Origin of the sequence: Agromyces ramosus, assembly GCF_004216665.1 — a bacterium.
In the GTDB taxonomy this organism is placed as follows: Bacteria; Actinomycetota; Actinomycetes; order Actinomycetales; family Microbacteriaceae; genus Agromyces; species Agromyces ramosus.
In genome coordinates, this window is the sequence record NZ_SGWY01000003.1 from 312,498 (window position 1) to 330,206 (window position 17,709).

At 70.3% G+C, this 17,709-nt stretch carries 15 protein-coding genes; 1 reads left to right on the top strand and 14 read right to left on the bottom strand.

Features of this window, described 5'->3' with window-relative positions; translation table 11 throughout:
* The 6 genes from EV187_RS13440 to EV187_RS13465 all read right to left on the bottom strand — a co-directional run bounded on the left by EV187_RS13440 (nucleotide 1) and on the right by EV187_RS13465 (nucleotide 6,088).
* On the bottom strand, nucleotides 1–411 hold the full coding sequence (locus EV187_RS13440) for an SseB family protein (RefSeq protein WP_130353572.1): 411 nt from the start codon (nucleotides 409–411) through the stop codon (nucleotides 1–3).
* A 129-nt stretch (nucleotides 412–540) separates the two neighbouring features.
* Nucleotides 541–882 carry a three-helix bundle dimerization domain-containing protein gene (locus EV187_RS18575; RefSeq protein ID WP_207221841.1) on the bottom strand — a complete coding sequence of 114 codons (342 nt, stop codon included), beginning with the start codon at nucleotides 880–882 and terminating at the stop codon, nucleotides 541–543.
* 696 nt (nucleotides 883–1,578) lie between these two features.
* Entirely contained in the window at nucleotides 1,579–2,241 is a 663-nt protein-coding gene (locus tag EV187_RS13450; RefSeq protein ID WP_130353573.1) for a hypothetical protein, read from the bottom strand.
* Nucleotides 2,242–2,305: 64 nt separating this feature from the next.
* Nucleotides 2,306–2,809: an amino-acid N-acetyltransferase gene (locus EV187_RS13455; protein ID WP_130353574.1), complete on the bottom strand. Its 504-nt coding sequence runs from the start codon at nucleotides 2,807–2,809 to the stop codon at nucleotides 2,306–2,308.
* Between the two features lie 121 nt (nucleotides 2,810–2,930).
* A complete protein-coding gene (locus tag EV187_RS13460; protein WP_130353575.1) occupies nucleotides 2,931–5,459 on the bottom strand; it encodes an ATP-dependent Clp protease ATP-binding subunit in 2,529 nt (842 codons plus the stop codon).
* A gap of 125 nt (nucleotides 5,460–5,584) precedes the next feature.
* Nucleotides 5,585–6,088: a hypothetical protein gene (locus tag EV187_RS13465; protein ID WP_130353576.1), complete on the bottom strand. Its 504-nt coding sequence runs from the start codon at nucleotides 6,086–6,088 to the stop codon at nucleotides 5,585–5,587.
* A gap of 96 nt (nucleotides 6,089–6,184) precedes the next feature.
* Between EV187_RS13465 and EV187_RS13470 the strand changes: the two genes are divergently transcribed.
* Nucleotides 6,185–7,186, top strand: coding sequence for a pirin family protein (locus EV187_RS13470; protein WP_130353577.1), 1,002 nt, complete (start codon nucleotides 6,185–6,187; stop codon nucleotides 7,184–7,186).
* Between the two features lie 72 nt (nucleotides 7,187–7,258).
* On the opposite strand, the gene EV187_RS13475 is transcribed toward EV187_RS13470, so the two are convergent.
* The 8 genes from EV187_RS13475 to lysS form a co-directional block, all read right to left on the bottom strand.
* Nucleotides 7,259–9,844: a M14 family zinc carboxypeptidase gene (locus tag EV187_RS13475; RefSeq protein ID WP_165391190.1), complete on the bottom strand. Its 2,586-nt coding sequence runs from the start codon at nucleotides 9,842–9,844 to the stop codon at nucleotides 7,259–7,261.
* Nucleotides 9,845–10,187: 343 nt separating this feature from the next.
* Nucleotides 10,188–11,663 carry a cardiolipin synthase gene (cls, locus tag EV187_RS13485; protein ID WP_130353579.1) on the bottom strand — a complete coding sequence of 492 codons (1,476 nt, stop codon included), beginning with the start codon at nucleotides 11,661–11,663 and terminating at the stop codon, nucleotides 10,188–10,190.
* Nucleotides 11,660–11,836 carry a hypothetical protein gene (locus EV187_RS18390; RefSeq protein ID WP_165391191.1) on the bottom strand — a complete coding sequence of 59 codons (177 nt, stop codon included), beginning with the start codon at nucleotides 11,834–11,836 and terminating at the stop codon, nucleotides 11,660–11,662. Before EV187_RS18390 ends, cls begins: the two co-directional genes overlap by 4 nt.
* A 122-nt stretch (nucleotides 11,837–11,958) precedes the next feature.
* Nucleotides 11,959–14,019: a PTS fructose transporter subunit IIABC gene (locus tag EV187_RS13490; RefSeq protein WP_130353580.1), complete on the bottom strand. Its 2,061-nt coding sequence runs from the start codon at nucleotides 14,017–14,019 to the stop codon at nucleotides 11,959–11,961.
* A gap of 10 nt (nucleotides 14,020–14,029) precedes the next feature.
* Nucleotides 14,030–15,016, bottom strand: a complete 987-nt coding sequence (locus EV187_RS13495; protein ID WP_130353581.1) for a 1-phosphofructokinase family hexose kinase — start codon at nucleotides 15,014–15,016, stop codon at nucleotides 14,030–14,032.
* A complete protein-coding gene (locus EV187_RS13500) occupies nucleotides 15,013–15,807 on the bottom strand; it encodes a DeoR/GlpR family DNA-binding transcription regulator (RefSeq protein WP_130353582.1) in 795 nt (264 codons plus the stop codon). Before EV187_RS13500 ends, EV187_RS13495 begins: the two co-directional genes overlap by 4 nt.
* A gap of 173 nt (nucleotides 15,808–15,980) precedes the next feature.
* Entirely contained in the window at nucleotides 15,981–16,130 is a 150-nt protein-coding gene (locus EV187_RS18395) for a hypothetical protein (RefSeq protein ID WP_165391192.1), read from the bottom strand.
* Nucleotides 16,131–16,143: 13 nt separating this feature from the next.
* Nucleotides 16,144–17,661 carry a lysine--tRNA ligase gene (gene lysS, locus EV187_RS13505; RefSeq protein WP_130353583.1) on the bottom strand — a complete coding sequence of 506 codons (1,518 nt, stop codon included), beginning with the start codon at nucleotides 17,659–17,661 and terminating at the stop codon, nucleotides 16,144–16,146.
* Nucleotides 17,662–17,709 lie beyond the last annotated feature (48 nt).

Sequence of the window (17,709 nt, forward strand, 5' to 3'; positions counted from 1 at the left end):
CTACGCCTCGAGCGCGCGGAGCAGCTCGTCGGGCGGCGCCTGCATGGGATGCGGCCCGGCGATGTCGAGGAACACGGTCGTGATCGTCGACTCGTGCCGCTTCAGGAACGTGCGAAGCCACGCCGGGCTCTGCAGCCCCACCGCCGGCGGCAGGTTGGCGGGCTTGTTCGCGGCGTCGCTGAACAGCAGCAGTGCCACCTCGCCGCTGTTCGGGTCGCGGTAGGTCCACACCTCGCCGCCGTCGAGCGGCTTGTCGCGCGGGCCGGGCTTCACGAGCGGCACGACGGTGTTGCCATGCCGCAGCGCGAGCGCGACGGCCGCGATGTCCTGCCGCTCCAGCGCCTCGGCGAGCGCCTGCGAACGGAACTCCACGGGCTCGCCGGGCCGACCCGACTTCTTGCGCTGCGCCATGCCTCCAGCGTAGCCAGCGGATGCCGCACGCCCGCGCGCGTCCGCGACCGGCGAACTCCGCGGGACACGGCACCGGGCCACTCGGCACCTGGGCACTCGACCGGAAGACGAATCGGGAACCGAGCGGGCTCAGCCCTGCGGCGGACTCCCACCGGGGTCGCCGTTCAGCATCCCGACGGACGCACCGAACGTCGACTCGGCGGACACCTCGCCCGCCCGCGGACCGAGGCCTGCGCCGGCTTCGTCGGCGGCCTCCACGATGGGTGCGGGCGTCGCCCCCTCGCCACGCAGGCGGTCGCGCGCCTCGTGCTCGACCAGGACGGGAACGAAGTCGCGGATCGGGTTCCCCTCGAGCTCGATGTGCTCCTCGCTCACGATGACCGCGACATGGTCGCGGGACACGTCGGGGAATCGTGCAGCGAGTCGGTCGACGACCTGGTCGACGGCCCGCGCTTCCTCTTCGGCGTTCATGGGATGAGTCTCCGCCGCGCCCGGCCGCTGGGCAAGACCCCCTCCGGGTGATTCCCGGCGAGATGTCAGGTTCCGTCGCGGCCACTCAGTTCAGCTGGAACTGCCTGGTCGGCGATGAGGACCGTGGGCGAATCTCCCTCTCCGCCGACGCACAGCACGATTGGAAGCGCGGTCCCGGGACATCGTAGTTGCGCAATCCGTGATCGCGCGTCCTGACCCCGCGCTCGACGGTCGACACCGACTGGAGGCGTCATTCGTCGAATGTCAATGGGTCGCGGGTGGTCCGCAACCCAGCGTAGACATGAACCGTCGGGCGTTGGGGAACCCGCCCGACCGCTGGCTGACCCGGGGCTGCAGCGCGAACCACCCATTCGCGGCTGACTCCAAGAGCCTCCGGGACAGCCCAGTCCCCGCACGCCCGATGTCTGACCCGAAACGCGAAACGGAGACGACCATGAGCAACCTCTCGGAGGGCCCGAATACCCCCGGCCTCTCGACTGATCGACAGGCCGGAGGGCTGCTTCTGGCCTTCTTCGCAGCTGTGATCCTGGTGCTGGCGGTAGCGACCTCGCTCCCTGCCGCGACGGGAACTGCGAGCACCGGCGCGCAAACGCAACAGCAGGATGGAGCAGGGACACTCGCTCACAGGGTCGGGTCGCGCTAGCCGCCGGTAGCCGGACCGCGAGCAGATTCCGCTCAGTACAGCTGGAACTGCTTGGTCGCGGCTGAGGCGAACCCGTCGACCGAGACCGACAGGTGGTAGGAGGCGCCCCCTGCCGGGACCGACTCCCTCGGGGTGTCGCACGTCTCGGTGCTCGACCTGGTGCGATCCCAGACGATCGGCACGCTCGAGCTGATCGGCGTTCCCGGCGTGAGCGACACTTCGGCGTCGATGGGGTCGACCTGGCAGTCGGTGGAGACCCAGTACTGCTCCTCGCCGCTGATGATCGTGAAGACCTGCGCCTTCGTGCCGGCGTTCAGCACGCAGACGTTCTTGCCCGTGTTCGTGATCGTCACCGAAAGCTGGGGCTGCTCGCCGCCCTCGTACACGGTCTTGTCGGTGACGGGTTCGACCACGATGTCGCGTTCCTTGCAGCGGTCGCCGTCGACGGCAGTCGGCTCGGTGGGGATCGCGGTCGGCGGCTGGGTGGATTCGGTGGGCTCGTCGGACGCCGCCGCGTCGGGCGACGGCGAGGCCGTGCCCGCGGCATCCGGCTCACCGCCCTGGCTCGAGCCGGGCCGCACGATCACGAGCACGATCGCGACGATCACCGCGAGGAGCCCGAGCAGCACCATGATCCGACGACGCCGGTACACCTGCGGCGGCTGCCGCCGTGCCGGTGCGGAATTCGTCGACATGCCCTCAGGGTACGACCGGCATGCCGATCGTCCCGGCAGCGGCGCGGCGCGCCGGGCGGGCCCGTCAGAGGTGCTTCAGCATGCGGGTGTTGCCGAGCGTGTTCTGCTTCACGCGTGCGAGGTCGAGGAACTCCGCGACACCCTCGTCGTGCGAGCGCACGAGCTCGGCATACAGCTCGGGGTCGACCGTCTCCGAGCCCATGTCCTCGAAGCCGTGGCGGCTGAAGAAGTCCACCTCGAACGTGAGGCAGAACAGCCGGCTCAGGCCGAGCTCGCGCGCCTCGATCTCGAGCGCCTCGAGCAGCGCGTGGCCGACTCCGTGTCCGAGCCACCCGTCGTCGACCGCGAGCGTGCGCACCTCACCGAGGTCCTCCCACATCACGTGCAGCGCGCCCGCCCCGATGAGGCCGCCGTCGCTCGTCTCGGCGACGCGGAACTCCTGCACCGAACCGTAGAGATCCACCCGCTCCTTGCCGAGGAGGATGCGTCGCGAGACGAGCGGCTCCACGAGCGAGACGATCTTCGGCACATCGCTCGTGCGCGCCCGGCGCACCGAGAAGTCGGTCATCCGAACATCGTACGACCCGATGGCAGGTCCACCCGACGGCTGCGACACCGCTCGGCCGCCGCGGCCTCAGACGACGAAGAGCGGATGCCCGGGGGGCATCCGCTCTTCGTTCGTCTCGCGCCTAGTCGCCCGCAGCGGCCGCGAGGTCGGGGCTCACCGGACCGGTGCCGATCGCCGCGCCCGTGTTGATACCGACGCCCACCGGCAGCGCACGCTGCGACGTGGTGAACACGAACTCGCCGTCTCGGAAGTCGACGTGCACGTGGTCGCCCGAGTTGAGCTCGCCGTGGAGGATCCGCTCCGACAGCCGGTCCTCGATCTCGTGCTGCACCGCGCGGCGCAACGGCCGGGCACCGAGCGCCGGGTCGAAGCCGACCTCGATGAGGCGCTCCTTGGCCGGAACGGTGAGCTCGACGGTCATGTCGCGGTCGAGCATGCGCTCGCTCAGCCGCTTGATGAACAGGTCGACGATCTGGAGGAGCTCGGGCTTCGAGAGCTGCGGGAAGACGATGATCTCGTCGACGCGGTTCAGGAACTCGGGCTTGAAGTGCTTCTTCAGCTCCTCATTCACCTTGCCTCGCATGAGGTCGTACCCGGTGCGCGGGTCGCCCTCGACCTGGAAGCCGACCGGGCCCGCCGAGATGTCCTTCGTGCCGAGGTTCGTGGTCATGATGATCACGGTGTTCTTGAAGTCCACGACGCGACCCTGGCCGTCGGTGAGGCGGCCCTCCTCGAGGATCTGGAGGAGCGAGTTGAAGATGTCGGGGTGGGCCTTCTCGATCTCGTCGAAGAGCACGACGCTGAACGGCTTGCGCCGCACCTTCTCGGTGAGCTGGCCGCCCTCCTCGAACCCGACGAACCCGGGAGGGGCGCCGAAGAGCCGCGAGACGGTGTGCTTCTCGCCGTACTCCGACATGTCGAGCGAGATCATCGCCGCCTCGTCGTCGAACAGGAACTCGGCGAGCGCCTTGGCGAGCTCGGTCTTGCCCACCCCCGTGGGGCCGGCGAAGATGAACGAGCCCGAGGGGCGCTTCGGGTCCTTGAGGCCGGCGCGGGTGCGGCGGATCGTCTTGGCGAGGGCCGAGATGGCCTCCTCCTGGCCGATGACGCGCTCGTGCAGCGCCTTCTCCATGAAGACGAGCCGGCTCGACTCCTCCTCGGTGAGCTTGAACACGGGGATGCCGGTGGCCTGTGCGAGCACCTCGGCGATCAGGCCCTCGTCGACGACCGCGGTGGTCTTGACGTCGCCCGACTTCCACTGCTTCTCGAGGCGGAGCCGCTCGCCGAGCAGGTTCTTCTCCTCGTCGCGCAACGACGCGGCCTTCTCGAAGTCCTGCTCCTCGATGGCGGTCTCCTTGGCGGCGCGCACCACGGCGATCTTCTCGTCGAACTCGCGCAGCTCGGGGGGCGACGAGAGGATCGAGAGGCGCAGGCGCGCGCCGGCCTCGTCGATCAGGTCGATCGCCTTGTCGGGGAGGAAGCGGTCGCTGATGTAGCGGTCGGCGAGGTTCGCCGCGGCCACGATCGCGCCGTCGGTGATGGACACCTTGTGGTGCGCCTCGTAGCGATCGCGGAGTCCCTTGAGGATGTTGATCGCGTGGGGCAGCGACGGCTCCTGCACCTGGATGGGCTGGAAGCGGCGCTCGAGCGCGGCGTCCTTCTCGAAGTGCTTGCGGTACTCGTCGAGCGTCGTGGCGCCGATGGTCTGCAGCTCGCCGCGCGCGAGGAGCGGCTTGAGGATGCTGGCCGCGTCGATCGCGCCCTCAGCGGCGCCCGCACCCACCAGGGTGTGGATCTCGTCGATGAAGACGATGATGTCGCCGCGCGTGCGGATCTCCTTGGTGACCTTCTTCAGGCGCTCCTCGAAGTCGCCGCGGTAGCGGGAACCGGCGATGAGCGAGCCGAGGTCGAGCGAGTAGAGCTGCTTGTCCTTCAGCGTCTCGGGCACCTCGTTCTTGACAATCGCCTGCGCGAGGCCCTCGACGACGGCGGTCTTGCCGACGCCGGGCTCGCCGATCAGCACGGGGTTGTTCTTTGAGCGGCGGGAGAGGATCTGCATGACCCGCTCGATCTCCTTCTCGCGCCCGATCACCGGGTCGAGCTTCGACTCGCGTGCGGCCTGCGTGAGGTTGCGACCGAACTGGTCGAGGATCTGCGAGCCGCCCTGCGGCTGCTGCTGGTCGTTCGCCCCGACCTGCACCTGCTCCTTGCCCTGGTAGCCGGAGAGGAGCTGGATGACCTGCTGGCGCACTCGGTTGAGGTCGGCGCCCAGCTTCACGAGCACCTGGGCGGCGACGCCCTCGCCCTCGCGGATGAGGCCGAGCAGGATGTGCTCGGTGCCGATGTAGTTGTGGCCGAGCTGCAGGGCCTCGCGCAGCGACAGCTCGAGCACCTTCTTGGCGCGCGGCGTGAACGGGATGTGGCCGGTGGGCTGCTGCTGGCCCTGCCCGATGATGTCCTGCACCTGCTCGCGCACCGCGTCGAGTGAGATGCCGAGCGACTCGAGCGCCTTGGCGGCGACGCCCTCACCCTCGTGGATGAGGCCGAGCAGGATGTGCTCGGTGCCGATGTAGTTGTGGTTCAGCATCTTGGCCTCTTCTTGGGCCAGGACGACGACACGGCGGGCTCGGTCGGTGAATCTCTCGAACATCCTCAACTCCTCACGGCGCCGGCTTGGGAAGGGGCTCCGATACAACGAGCGTAGACAACCCGGATGCCGCGTGGGCGCCTGTTCGCCGTGGGCGCAGCGCTCCCGGCGCCGCGAGCGAGGGGGGATTACTTGATCGGGACCTCGACCTCGGCGCCGGCGACCTCGACGATGAGCGGCTCGGTGGTGGTGACCTCGACCGGGGTCCAGAACACGGTCGTGTGCGGCACGAAGTCCATCGTGCAGATCTCGTCCTCGGGGCGCTGCACGAGGTCGATCGCGACGCGGTTGCCCTCGCCGGCCTCCTCGAGGACCCTGATCTCCCTGCCCACGGTGGGGCACGATGAGCTGCCGTACATGACGAGGGCGATCTGGCCGCCCTCCTCCCACCACACGACCTGGGGCTGGTCGGTCTCCTCGAACGCCGCGCCCTCCGTCTCCTCCTCGGCCGTATCGTCCACCTCGCCGCCCGACTCGGGATCGACGTCGATGGGCTCGGCCTCCTCCGCGACGGGGAGCCCGGGGAAGTCCTCGGCGGCGTTGCCCGACGGGTTGCATGCGGAGAGCAGGAACACCGAGGAGAGCGCCACGGCGATGAGGCCGACACGGCGAAGACGCACGGAGTGAGACATGTCGCCATGCTAGCGGGCGGCGGCCGGAAACGGGGGTATCCGACGGCACCGCCCGCGTCCCGCGCCGCCCCCCGGTGCGGCGGGTAGCATGCCGACATGAGCAACCTGGAACGGGATCCGATCGAGCTGATGTGCCCGCCCGACGAGCCGTCGGGTCCGGTCGTCCAGGTGCTGTCTCCACGCGACGTCCCCCTCGGCGGTCCACGCGCGATGAACGTGCGGCGGACGCTCCCGCAACGCGGCCGCACCACGATCGGCGCGTGGTGCTTCGCCGACCACTACGGGCCCGACGACATCGCGGCATCCGGTGGCATGGTCGTGCCGCCGCATCCGCACACGGGCCTCCAGACCGTGAGCTGGCTCTTCGAGGGCGAGATCGAGCACCGCGACAGCGCCGGCAGCCACGAGCTCGTGCGGCCGGGCGCCGTGAACCTCATGACGGCGGGTCGCGGCATCTCGCACTCGGAGGTGTCGACGCCCGGCACCACCCGCCTCCACGGCGTGCAGCTGTGGGTGGCGCTGCCCGACGCGACCCGCCACATCGGCCCGTTCTTCGAGCACGCCGAGACCGTGCCCGTGACGATCGGCGATGCGACCGTGCGGCTGTTCGTCGGCACGCTGCCCGGCGTGGATGCCGGCGCGGACGTCACGGTCTTCTCGCCGCTGATGGGCGCGCAGGTCGACCTGCCGGCGGCCGGGCGAGTCGAGCTCGAGCTGGATCCGGCGTTCGAGCACGGCGTGCTCGTCGACGTCGGCCCGGTCGTGATCGAGACGGATGGCGTCGCGACGCCGACCGCGGTCGCGTGGTCGGAGCTGGCCTACCTCGAACCCGGGCGCCGGCGGCTCACCCTCGCCGCCGGCGATGCGCCCGCGCGCGTCGTGCTGCTGGGCGGCGTGCCGTTCGGCGAGGAGCTCGTGATGTGGTGGAACTTCATCGGTCGCAGCCATGACGAGATCGTGGACTTCCGCCGTCAGTGGCAGGCCGACGTGATCGGCCGCGACAATCCCGACGGCCGCTTCGGCACGGTCGAGGGCTACGACGGCGATCCGCTGCCCGCGCCCGACCTGCCGACCGTGCGGTTGAAGCCCCGGAAGTGAGCGCCGGCGGCTGAACGACGAACGGCGCCGGCCCGGAGCTTCCGGGACGGCGCCGCTCGCGGCATCCGCTCGCTACGGTGCGGGCACCTCCGCCCCCGCCGTGCCGGCCCAGAACAGCCCGCGCGCGAGCTGGCTGAACGCGCCGACCGGGTGGGTGCGGAAGTTCAGCGAGGTGCCGAACATGAGCACGTTCGAGCCGGCGGCCGTCTCGGCCGACACGACCGACGGCTTGCCGGCGGCATCCGCGATGGTGCGGCCGGGCTGCGTCGACGCCCAGTGACCCGAGATGAACGGGTCGCCGGTCGCGTACGTCTGCTCGACGACGGCATTCGCGCCGAGGCCGGAGTACCAGGTTGCGGGGTAGACGAAGGCGGTGTCCTGCGGGTACGTCGACAACAGGCCGCCGTCGACGTCGGCGACGGACACGATGCCGTTCGAGCCGCTGGTGCCCTGCGTCGCCGTCGAGGTGACGAGCCCGAACGCGTTCGCGAAGCTCGCGATGGCCGTGCCCTTGCCGGCGACCCCGCGCCCGCTCGCCAGGTAGGCCGCGACCGCATCGCGGCCCGCCGCCTGCGAGGCGTTGAACGAGAGGTTCGCGCCGATCCACAGCACGTCCACATCGGACAGACCGACCTGCCCGCTCGTGAGGTTCGCCGACGTGACCTGCACGATGTCGTCGAATCCGAGCCTGCCCAGCGTCACGCGCTCGTCCTGGCTGCCCGAGTAGGCGACCGTCAGGTCGTCGAGCCCCGTGCTCTCCTCGGCCGCGAGGCGCGAGCCGTCGGACGCCGTGAAGGACACGCCGAACTCGTCGGCCACGGCCGTCGCGGCTTCGTACGACGCGGCATCCGGACCGAGGATCACCGAGCCGTCGTCGAATGCGGAGACCGCGACGCCGGCGGCGAGCAGCGCGTTGATCGCCTGGTACTCGGCGACCCCGGCGGTCGCGAGCTCGAGGTACGAGCCCTCGGCCGGGACCGAGCCCGTGGGCGCCGTCTCGGCGACCTCGTCGAGTTCGACGTCGAGGGCGGCATCCGTGGTCGACCCGACGGCGTCGACGTCGGCGCCCCAGAGGAGCGCGAGGCTCCACGCGGAGATGTCGTACATGTCGGGTACGCGATCGGAGATGTCCGAGCCGTCGGCGAGCAGGACGTTGGCCATGCCGCGCAGGGGCTGGTGCATGTCCACCACGTACGAGCCCTCGGCGTACTCGACGCCGTCGGCGGTGAAGGCGGTCTGGGCTTCCGACACCTCGACGCCGTTCGCGATGAGCTGGTCGACGAGGGTCGCGGCATCCGTCGCCGAACGCTGCGTCTCGTCCATCGGGATAACGTACGCGCGAGGGAACTCGGCCGTGTAGACGTCGGTCTCGTCCCAGATCTCCGCCCACTGGTTCGGCTCGGGCACGCTCGTCGGGTCGACATCGGCCGGCGTGACGACGAGCGGCTCGCCCGCGGTGCCGCGACGGAAGATCTCGATCTGGTTCTGGAGCAGCGTGCCGGCATTGTCGGCCACGTAGTCGACCGCGGTCTCGATGACCACGCCGGCGACCTCGATGTTGACCTTCGAGTTGGCCTGGTTCGTGGCCGGGTTGTTCGTGCGTCCGAGCGGCAGCTCGACCGTGTTCGTGATGGCGCCCTGGTACGCCACGTACTGCGGCGTGAAGATCGGGGGCCAGTCGTCCCAGCCCGAGCGGATGTCGCGGTAGGGGATCCGGATGTTGCCGGTGTTGGTCTGCGTGACCTGCCCCGTCGCGCGGTCGAGGTACGTGTTGCCCGGGATGTTCGCGTCGACCACGGCCTGCTCGATCTCGAGCGCCGCAGCGTAGGCGTGCGGGAGGAACAGGTCGTACTCGTAGTTCTCACCATGCGGCGGGCCGCACGGTTCGATCTGCAGCACGTTCGTGTAGCCGTGCAGGTCGATGAAGAACGTCGGCTGGATCACGCTCGACAGGTCGCGCACGATGCGCGACTCGGGCGTCGCGCCCGTGATCATGTCGCGGTTGATGTCGAAGCCGTCGGCATTCGCGCGCTGCCCGAGGGCACGGCCGTCGGGGTTGTTCGTCACCGTGAAGTAGATCCGGTAGTCCTGCAGGAGGTCACGCACCTCGGGCCACGGGGCGGTGGCCAGGTACTCGATGTAGTCGAGGATCCCGTCGGTGCCCTCCCACTCGTTGCCGTGGATGTTGCCGTTGAACCAGATCGGCACCTTGTACTGGTTCTGCAGCGGCTGGTTCTTCGCCGCCGCGTCGGGGTCCGCCTTGATGAGCTCGCGCCAGGCCTTCTGCTTCGCGGTCTGGTCGGGCGACTCCTTGGCGGTCAGGGTGACGAGGTGGATGTCGCGGCCGAGCGTGGACTGCCCCACGACCTGTGCCGAGATGCGGTCGCTCTGCGCCATCAGCGTGTTGAGGAACGGCGCGATCTCGTCGTACGGCGTGACGCCGCGGGCGATCGACGCGTCGGTGGGGTCGTCGGGCACCGTCGGCAGCAGCGGCTGCGACGGGTAGCTCGTCGGCGGTGCGACGAGCGAGGAGATCGGCGTGACGATCGGCGAGGCGGTGAGACGCTCGAGCGCGGTCGCCGGCGCCGAGCCGACGACGAGCGTCGCGGCGGTGACCGCGGCGATGCCCGCTCCTGCGATGAGGCGATGGAACGACATGGTGCTCCGTTTCTGGAGTGGTCGGATGGTGGCCGGACGTGCGCGCCGCCACGGGTGTGCGGTGGCGCGCTGGGCCGACGGGTGGTCCGGTTGGTGCGGGAATCCTGCGTCGTTGGCGGTAGTCATCACTCTGGCATGCATCGTGAAGCGCATTCCAGTGCGATCCCTTGCGCGCTCATCAAGATTCTTGCGAGTTTCGTGCATGGCAGGTCGCCGGGGGCAGCACGGATTGGCGCCGGGAGCGCGGCGACTCCGCCCGCTCGACCTGCGCCGTGACGTTGAGACTACGTGGGCCCGGGTTACGGGCGTGTGACGCTGCGCGCCGGTCGCGGCATCCGCTCGGCTACTGCAGTGCGGAGGTGAGCCGAGCGAGGTTGTCGAGCACCGTCGACCGCAGCGGCTGGGTCATCCACTCGTCGAGCGTGAGCTCGCGGCTGTCGCGGCGGTAGCCGTCTTCGACCGCCCGCATCTCACGCACGAACGACGCGCCGCGCACGAGGAGCGACACCTCCATGTTGAGCTCGAAGGAGCGGATGTCCATGTTGCTCGACCCGATCACGGCGACGTCGTCGTCGATCGTGAAGTGCTTCGAGTGCAGGATGTAGGGCGCCTGGTAGAGCCAGATCCTCACCCCCGCGCGCAGCAGCGCCTCGTAGTAGGAGCGCTGCGCGTGGTAGACGAGCGCCTGGTCGCCGATCTCCGAGACGAAGAGCTCGACGTGCACGCCGCGCTGGGTCGCGCCGCTGATCGCGCGGAGCATGGCCTCGTCGGGCACGAAGTACGGGCTGGTGAGGATGATGCGCTCCTCGGCCGCGTAGAGCAGGGCGAGGAAGAGCTTGAGGTTGTTCTCGTTCGTGTAGCCCGGTCCGCTCGGCACCACCTGGCAGTCGAGGTTCTGCGCCTCGCTCTCCTGCCCGAGCGGCACGATCTCGCGCATAGGCGGCTCGCCCGTCTCGAGGTACCAGTCCGTCGCGAAGATCGCCTCGAGGCCTGACACGATCGGCCCTTCGACGCGGGCGACGAGTTCCTTCCACTTCAGGCCGCGGCGGATGTTGCTGCGCTTGTTGTACGAACGGTCGATGATGTTCTGCGAACCCATGAATCCGATCTCGCCGTCGACCACGAGGATCTTGCGATGGTTGCGCAGGTCGGGCCGCTGGTACCTGCCCCGGAACGGCTGCACCGGCAGCATCAGCTGCCAGCGCACACCCATCCTGCTCAGGCGCTTCAGCGTCTTGCGGTAGCCCTTCACCCGGAGGGAGGCGATGTGATCCATCATCACGCGCACCTCGACGCCACGGGACACGGCGTCGCCGAGTGCATCGAAGAGGGGCGCAGTCGTGCGATCGTAGGCGAGGATGTAGAACTCCGCGTGCACGTATCGCTGGGCGGAGCGGATCGCGTCGGTCATGTCGCGCAGCGAGCCCTCGTAATCGCCGATGAGGCTCGCGCTGTTGGAGCCGATGAGCGGCATGGCACCGAGGTTGCGGTTCAGCCGGACCACGCCGGCGAACCACTCCGGCCAGGTACTGCTCTCGCTCGCCCGTTCGATGCCATGGGTCGACTCGCGGATGTACTCGTCGACCTCGGCCTGCTTCGCCTGCCGAGCCTTGGACAGCTTCGGGTTGCCGATGAGGAGGAAGATCAGGGCGCCGACCACCGGGAAGAAGAAGATGGCGAGCAACCACGCCATGCCCGCCGTCGGGCGGCGGTTGCGCGGCACGACGATGATCGCGATGACGCGGATGATGATGTCGATGAGGATGATCGCAGCAGCGACGAGCGCAGTGACCTGCGTCGTCGTGATGTCGATCGTCATCCGGCGGGGCGTTCGCGCGCGAGCTTGGCTCGCTCTTCGGCCTCGATCCGGGCGTAGGCCTTGCGCTCGCTGCGGTCGGCGCGGATGATCGCGCGCATCACGAACCAGAAGATCAGCCCGATGAGCACCGTCGGCGCGAGCGACCAGATCGCGTTCGCCCAGAATTCGTTCATAGGACTACAAGGATACGGGGGTTCCTCGGGTTCGGCGAATGGGCGAGCGGATGCCGCCCCCGCACGTCGAGGGCGCGACGGGTGGGTCCACCCGTCGCGCCCTCGTGGGCGTGCCGTTCGCGTCAGGCCGTGGCCACGGCGGCACCTGCGGGCACCGCGGCGCCCTCCTCCACCGCGACGGGCGCCCGGCGCGCCCAGCGCTTGAGCCCGACGACCATGAATCCCATCACGAGGGTGCCGACGAGGATCGCGACGAGGAACATCCCGAAGTTGCCGATCGCGAAGAACACGAAGATGCCGCCGTGCGGAGCCTGCGAGGTGACCCCCGCGGCCATGCAGATGGCGCCCGCCGTCGCGCCGCCGACCATCGACGAGGCGATGACGCGGAGCGGGTCGGCAGCCGCGAACGGGATCGCGCCCTCGGAGATGAACGACAGGCCGAGCAGCCACGCCGCCACGCCGTTCTCGCGCTCGGGCTCGGTGAACAGCCTGCGTGCGAGCACCGTCGAGGCGAAGGCCATGCCGAGCGGCGGCACCATGCCCGCCGCCATCACGGCGGCCATGATCTGCCACGGCGCCTGGTTCTCGACCGAGCCGGCGGCGAGACCGGTGACCGCGAAGGCATAGGCGACCTTGTTGACCGGGCCGCCGAGGTCGAAGCCCATCATGAGCCCGAGGATCGCGCCGAGCGCGATCGCGCTGACTCCGGTGAGCGAGTTCAGCCAGTCGGTGAGCCCGGCCATCAGCGTCGCGATCGGAGCGCCGAGGATCAGCAGCAGCAGGCCCGAGGAGAACAGCGAGGCGAGCAGCGGGATGATGACGACCGGCATGAGGCCCCGGAGCCAGCGCGGCGGCCGGAGCCGACCGAGCCACATGGCCGCGGCGCCGGCGAGCAGGCCGCCGACGAGGCCGCCGAGGAAGCCGGCGTTCAGGACCAGCGCCACCGAGCCGGCCACGAAGCCCGGTGCGATGCCCGGCCGGTCCGCCATGGCGTAGGCGATGTACCCGGCGAGGGCGGGTACGAGGAACGCCATCGACGCCGAGCCGATGACGATCAGCACTGACCCGATGTACTCGGAGAGACCACCAGGCGGAAGGTTCCACAGTGCATTGTTGAGCACGATCTCGGCGGCATTGTCCCCGATCTCGTAGCCGCCGATGAGGAAGGCGAGCGCGATGATCAGACCGCCCGCGGCCACGAACGGGATCATGTAGCTGACGCCGGTGAGGAGCCACCGCTTGAGGTTGGCGCCGAACGACTGGCCGCCGCCCGACGCAGCCCCTGCGGTGGCCGCCGCGCCGTCGCCGCCGGACGGCACGCGCGCGGCGTTCGCGTCGGATGCCGCGGCGAGCGCCTGCGCCACGAGCGCGTCGGGCTCGTCGATGCCGCGCTTGACCGGCACCTGCACCATCGGCTTGCCCGCGAAGCGGCCCTTGTCGCGCACGTCCACGTCGACCGCGAAGATCACCGCATCGGCCGCGGCGATCACCGCGGGGTCGAGCGGCTTCGCGCCCGACGAGCCCTGCGTCTCGACGTGGTAGTCGACGCCGGCACGCCCTGCCGCCGCCGCGAGCGCGTCGGCGGCCATGTAGGTGTGGGCGATGCCGGTGGGGCACGCGGTGACGGCGACGATGGAGCGTCGGTCGGACGCCGCGGCGGCATCCGCCGGCGGGGCGTCCGCCGTCGCCGCAGCGGGTGCGGCCGCGGCGGCGGCGACCGGAACGGCCTCCTCGTCGCCCGTGAGTGCGCCCTGCACGATCCCGACCACCTCGTCGGGGGTCGCGGCGCTGCGCAGCGAGGCGACGAAGTCCTCGCGCATGAGCGAGCGGGCGAGGGTGGAGAGGAGTGCGAGGTGGTCCTGCGCGGCGGTGTCGGGCGCGGCGATGAGGAAGACGAGATCGGCCTCCTCGCCCTCGTCGAACTCGACGGGTCGCGCGAGCCTGGCGACGGCGAGGCTCGGGGTCGTCACCGCGGGCGACTTCGCGTGCGGGATGGCCATCCCGCCGGGGAGGCCCGTGGGCGCCTGCTCCTCGCGCTTCCACGCGTCGGCGAAGAGCGCCTCGGCGTCGGTGGCACGGCCGCTCGCGGCGACACGGTCGGCGAGCGCCCGGATCACGCCGGACTTCTCTGGACCGAGGTCGGCGTCGAGCACGACCAGGCCCGGTTCGATGATGTCGGACATGGGGTTCTCCTTACTGGCGGTCGCCGGCGGGCAGGCCGGCGACCTCGGTGACGACGACCCGGGCCGGGTCGATCTGGTCTCGGGTGGGCACCGCACTGCCCGGAAGGGCGACGGCGGCGGCGCCCGACGCCACGGCGCGAGCGAGCGCGCCGGCCGGCGCCTCCCCCTCGACGGCGGCGACGAGGTAACCCGCGAGCGAGCAGTCGCCCGCTCCGACGGTGCTGCGGGGCACCACGCGCGGAGCCCGCGCGAACCACGCGGCCTCCTCGGTGACGAGCGCGGCGCCCACGGCGCCGAGCGTGACGAGGCTCGCGCGGACGCGATCCGTCGGGATGGAGCGTGCGAGCGCGATGGCGTCGTCGGGGCCCGCCTCGAGGGCGGCCTCGTCGGATGCGCCCGTGAGCTCGGCGAGCTCCTCGGCGTTGGGCTTGATGAGGTCGATGCCGACGCCGTCGGCGACGAGCGCGGCGAGCGCGGCGCCCGAGGTGTCGGCGGCGATGCGGGGGGCGGTCGCACCCGCACGCCGCGCCGCGGCGCGCACCGCGTCGACGACTCGGACGTAGAAGTCGTCGGCGACGCCGGGCGGCAGGGATCCCGCGAGCACGAGCCAGTCGGCGCCGATCGCCGCCTCGGCGGTGACCTCGATGAGTCGCGCCTGGGCCTCGGCATCGAGCACGGGACCCGGCTCGTTCACCTTCGTCGTCACGCCCGCGGCGTCGACGATCGTGAGGTTCGTGCGTACGGCGCCGCTGATGGGCACCGCGCGGCAGGGCACTCCCTCGGCGACGAGCGCCGCGAGGAACGGATCGCCCGGCTCGGCGGGGAGGACGGCGACCGACTCGACGCCCGAGGCGCGCAGCGCGCGGGTGACGTTGACGCCCTTGCCGCCCGGGTCCTGGCGGGTGCTGACGGCGCGCTGCACGGCGCCCGGCTCGAGGGCGCCCTCGAGCTCCACCGTGCGGTCGAGCGACGGGTTGGCCGTGAGCGTGACGATCATGCGAGCACCACCTGAACGTCGGCGTCGGCGAGGGCCTCGCGGAGCTCGGGGCCAGGCGGGGCATCCGTGATCAGCGTGTCGACCTCGTCGAGGCAGGCGAAACGCACGAGGGACTCGGCGTCGAGCTTGGAGGAGTCGGCGAGCACGACCACCCGGCGCGCGGCGTGCACCATGGCCGCCTTCGCGGAGGCTTCGGTCTCGTCGGGCGTCGAGAAGCCGAACTCGGCGCTCACCCCGTTGGCGCCCACGAACGCGAGGTCGGGGCGGATGTCGCTGAGCTGGGCGATCGTCGTCGGACCGACCGCGGCGCCCGTGATGCCGCGCACCGCGCCGCCGAGGCTGCGCAGCTGCAGGTGCGGATTGGCGGCGGCGTGCAGGCGCGCCGCGAGCGGGATCGAGTTGGTGGCGACGTCGACGCCGGCGCCGGGCTGGTCGGGCGACCACGTGATGAGGAGCTCCGCGAGGCGGCCGGTGGTGCTGCCGGAGTCGAGCAGCAGCGAGCCGCGGAACGTCGGCGGGATCAATGCGAACGCCGCGCGTGCGATCGCCTCCTTCTGGGCGGCGTTGCGGTCGAGTCGCTCGTCGAGCGAGGACTCGGCCGCGGTCGACTGCCCGGCCGGAACCGCTCCGCCGTGCACGCGGCGCAGCCGCCCCACCTGCTCGAGCGCGTCGAGGTCGCGGCGGATGGTCTCGGTGGTGACGCCGAAGTCGCGCGCGAGGCCCGCCACGGAGACCCGGCCGACGCGATCGATGGTGTCGGCGATGTGCTGGTGTCGCTCCGTCGCGTACATGCGGCCCTTCCTCCCGGTCGGCGAATCCCCTCCGCCGCCGGTGGGTCGCCGTCGACGTGTGAGCAATATTCACACATAATCCAACAGAAAGCAACACATTCACAGATTCCCAACCACGAAGAAGGCCCGATCGCGGGGATCGGGCCTTCGAGAAGGGGAGACGGGCGGGAGGATCAGCCCGCGGTGACGATCCCCCAGATGCCGGAGCCGACCAGGTAGAGTCCGATCGCACCCACGATGATCCACAGCGCGACGCGCGCGTTCGACGGGCGCTTCGGGTCGGGATCGGGTTCGAGTTCCTTCTTGGGCAGGTAGTCGTTCATGCGATGCATCCGCTCACTTGACGAGGGGGAAGAGGATGGTCTCACGGATGCCGAGGCCCGTGAGTGCCATGAGCAGTCGATCGATGCCCATGCCCATGCCGCCCGACGGGGGCATGCCGAATTCGAGGGCGCGCAGGAACTCCTCGTCGAGGCGCATCGCCTCGAGGTCGCCGCCCGCGGCGAGCTTCGCCTGCTCGACGAACCGCTCGCGCTGCACGACCGGGTCGACCAGCTCGGAGTATCCGGTGGCGAGCTCGAACCCGCGCACGTACAGGTCCCACTTCTCGACCACGCCCGGGACCGAGCGGTGCCCGCGCACGAGCGGCGAGGTGTCGAGCGGGAAATCCATCACGAAGGTCGGGCGCTCGAGGCCGCCCTTCACGTGATGCTCCCAGAGCTCCTCCACGTACTTGCCGGGCAGCGGGTGATCGATCTCGATGCCCTCGGCGTCGGCGAGCTGCCTGAGACGCGACATCGGCGTCTCGGCGGTGATCTGCTCCCCCACGGCGTCGGAGAGCGTCTCGTACATCGAGATGCGCGCCCACTCGCCGCCGAGGTCGAACTCGGTGCCGTCGGCCCAGGTCACCACGTGCGAGCCGCTGGTGGCCGTCGCGGCATCCTGGATGAGCCGCTGGGTGAGGTCGGCCATGGTCGTGTAGTCGCCGTAGGCCTCATAGGCCTCGAGCATCGCGAACTCGGGGCTGTGGGTGGAGTCGGCGCCCTCGTTGCGGAAGTTGCGGTTGATCTCGAACACCCGCTCGATGCCGCCCACGACGGCGCGCTTCAGGTAGAGCTCGGGCGCGATGCGCAGGTAGAGCTCGGTGTCGAACGCGTTCGAGTGCGTCACGAACGGTCGAGCGGATGCCCCGCCGTGCATGACCTGGAGCATCGGGGTCTCGACCTCGAGGAAGCCGAGGCCCTCGAACGTGCGCCGGAGGCTCGCGTTGACCTTCGCGCGGTCGACCACGTTGCGCCGCGACTGCTCGCGTGCGATCAGGTCGAGGTACCGGCTGCGAACGCGCGTCTCCTCGGAGAGCTCGTTGTGCAGGTTCGGCAGCGGCAGGATCGCCTTCGAGGCGATGCGCCACTCCTTCACCATGATCGACAGTTCGCCGCGGCGGCTCGTGATCACCTCGCCGGCCACGAACACGTGGTCACCCAGGTCGACGAGCTCCTTCCACTCGGCGAGGGACTCCTCGCCCACCTCGGCGAGCGAGACCATCGCCTGGATGCGACTGCCGTCGCCCGACTGCAGGGTCGCGAAGCACAGCTTGCCGGTGTTGCGCGAGTACACCACGCGACCGGCGAGGCCGACATGCTCGCCGCTCGCCTCGTCGACGCCGAGACTCACGAACCGGTCGCGCACCTCGGGGATCGTCGCCGTGATCGGAAGGCGCACCGGGTACGCACCGAGGCCGAGGTCGTCGGATGCCGCGATCAGGCGTTCGCGCTTGGCGAGCCGCACGGCCTTCTGCTCCGAGATCTCCTCGGCGGTCGGCTCGGCTGCGGCATCCGTCTGGGGTTCGGCCATCGTTCACTCTCGGTTCGCGGAAACGTGCGTGCACCAGCCTACTTGTGC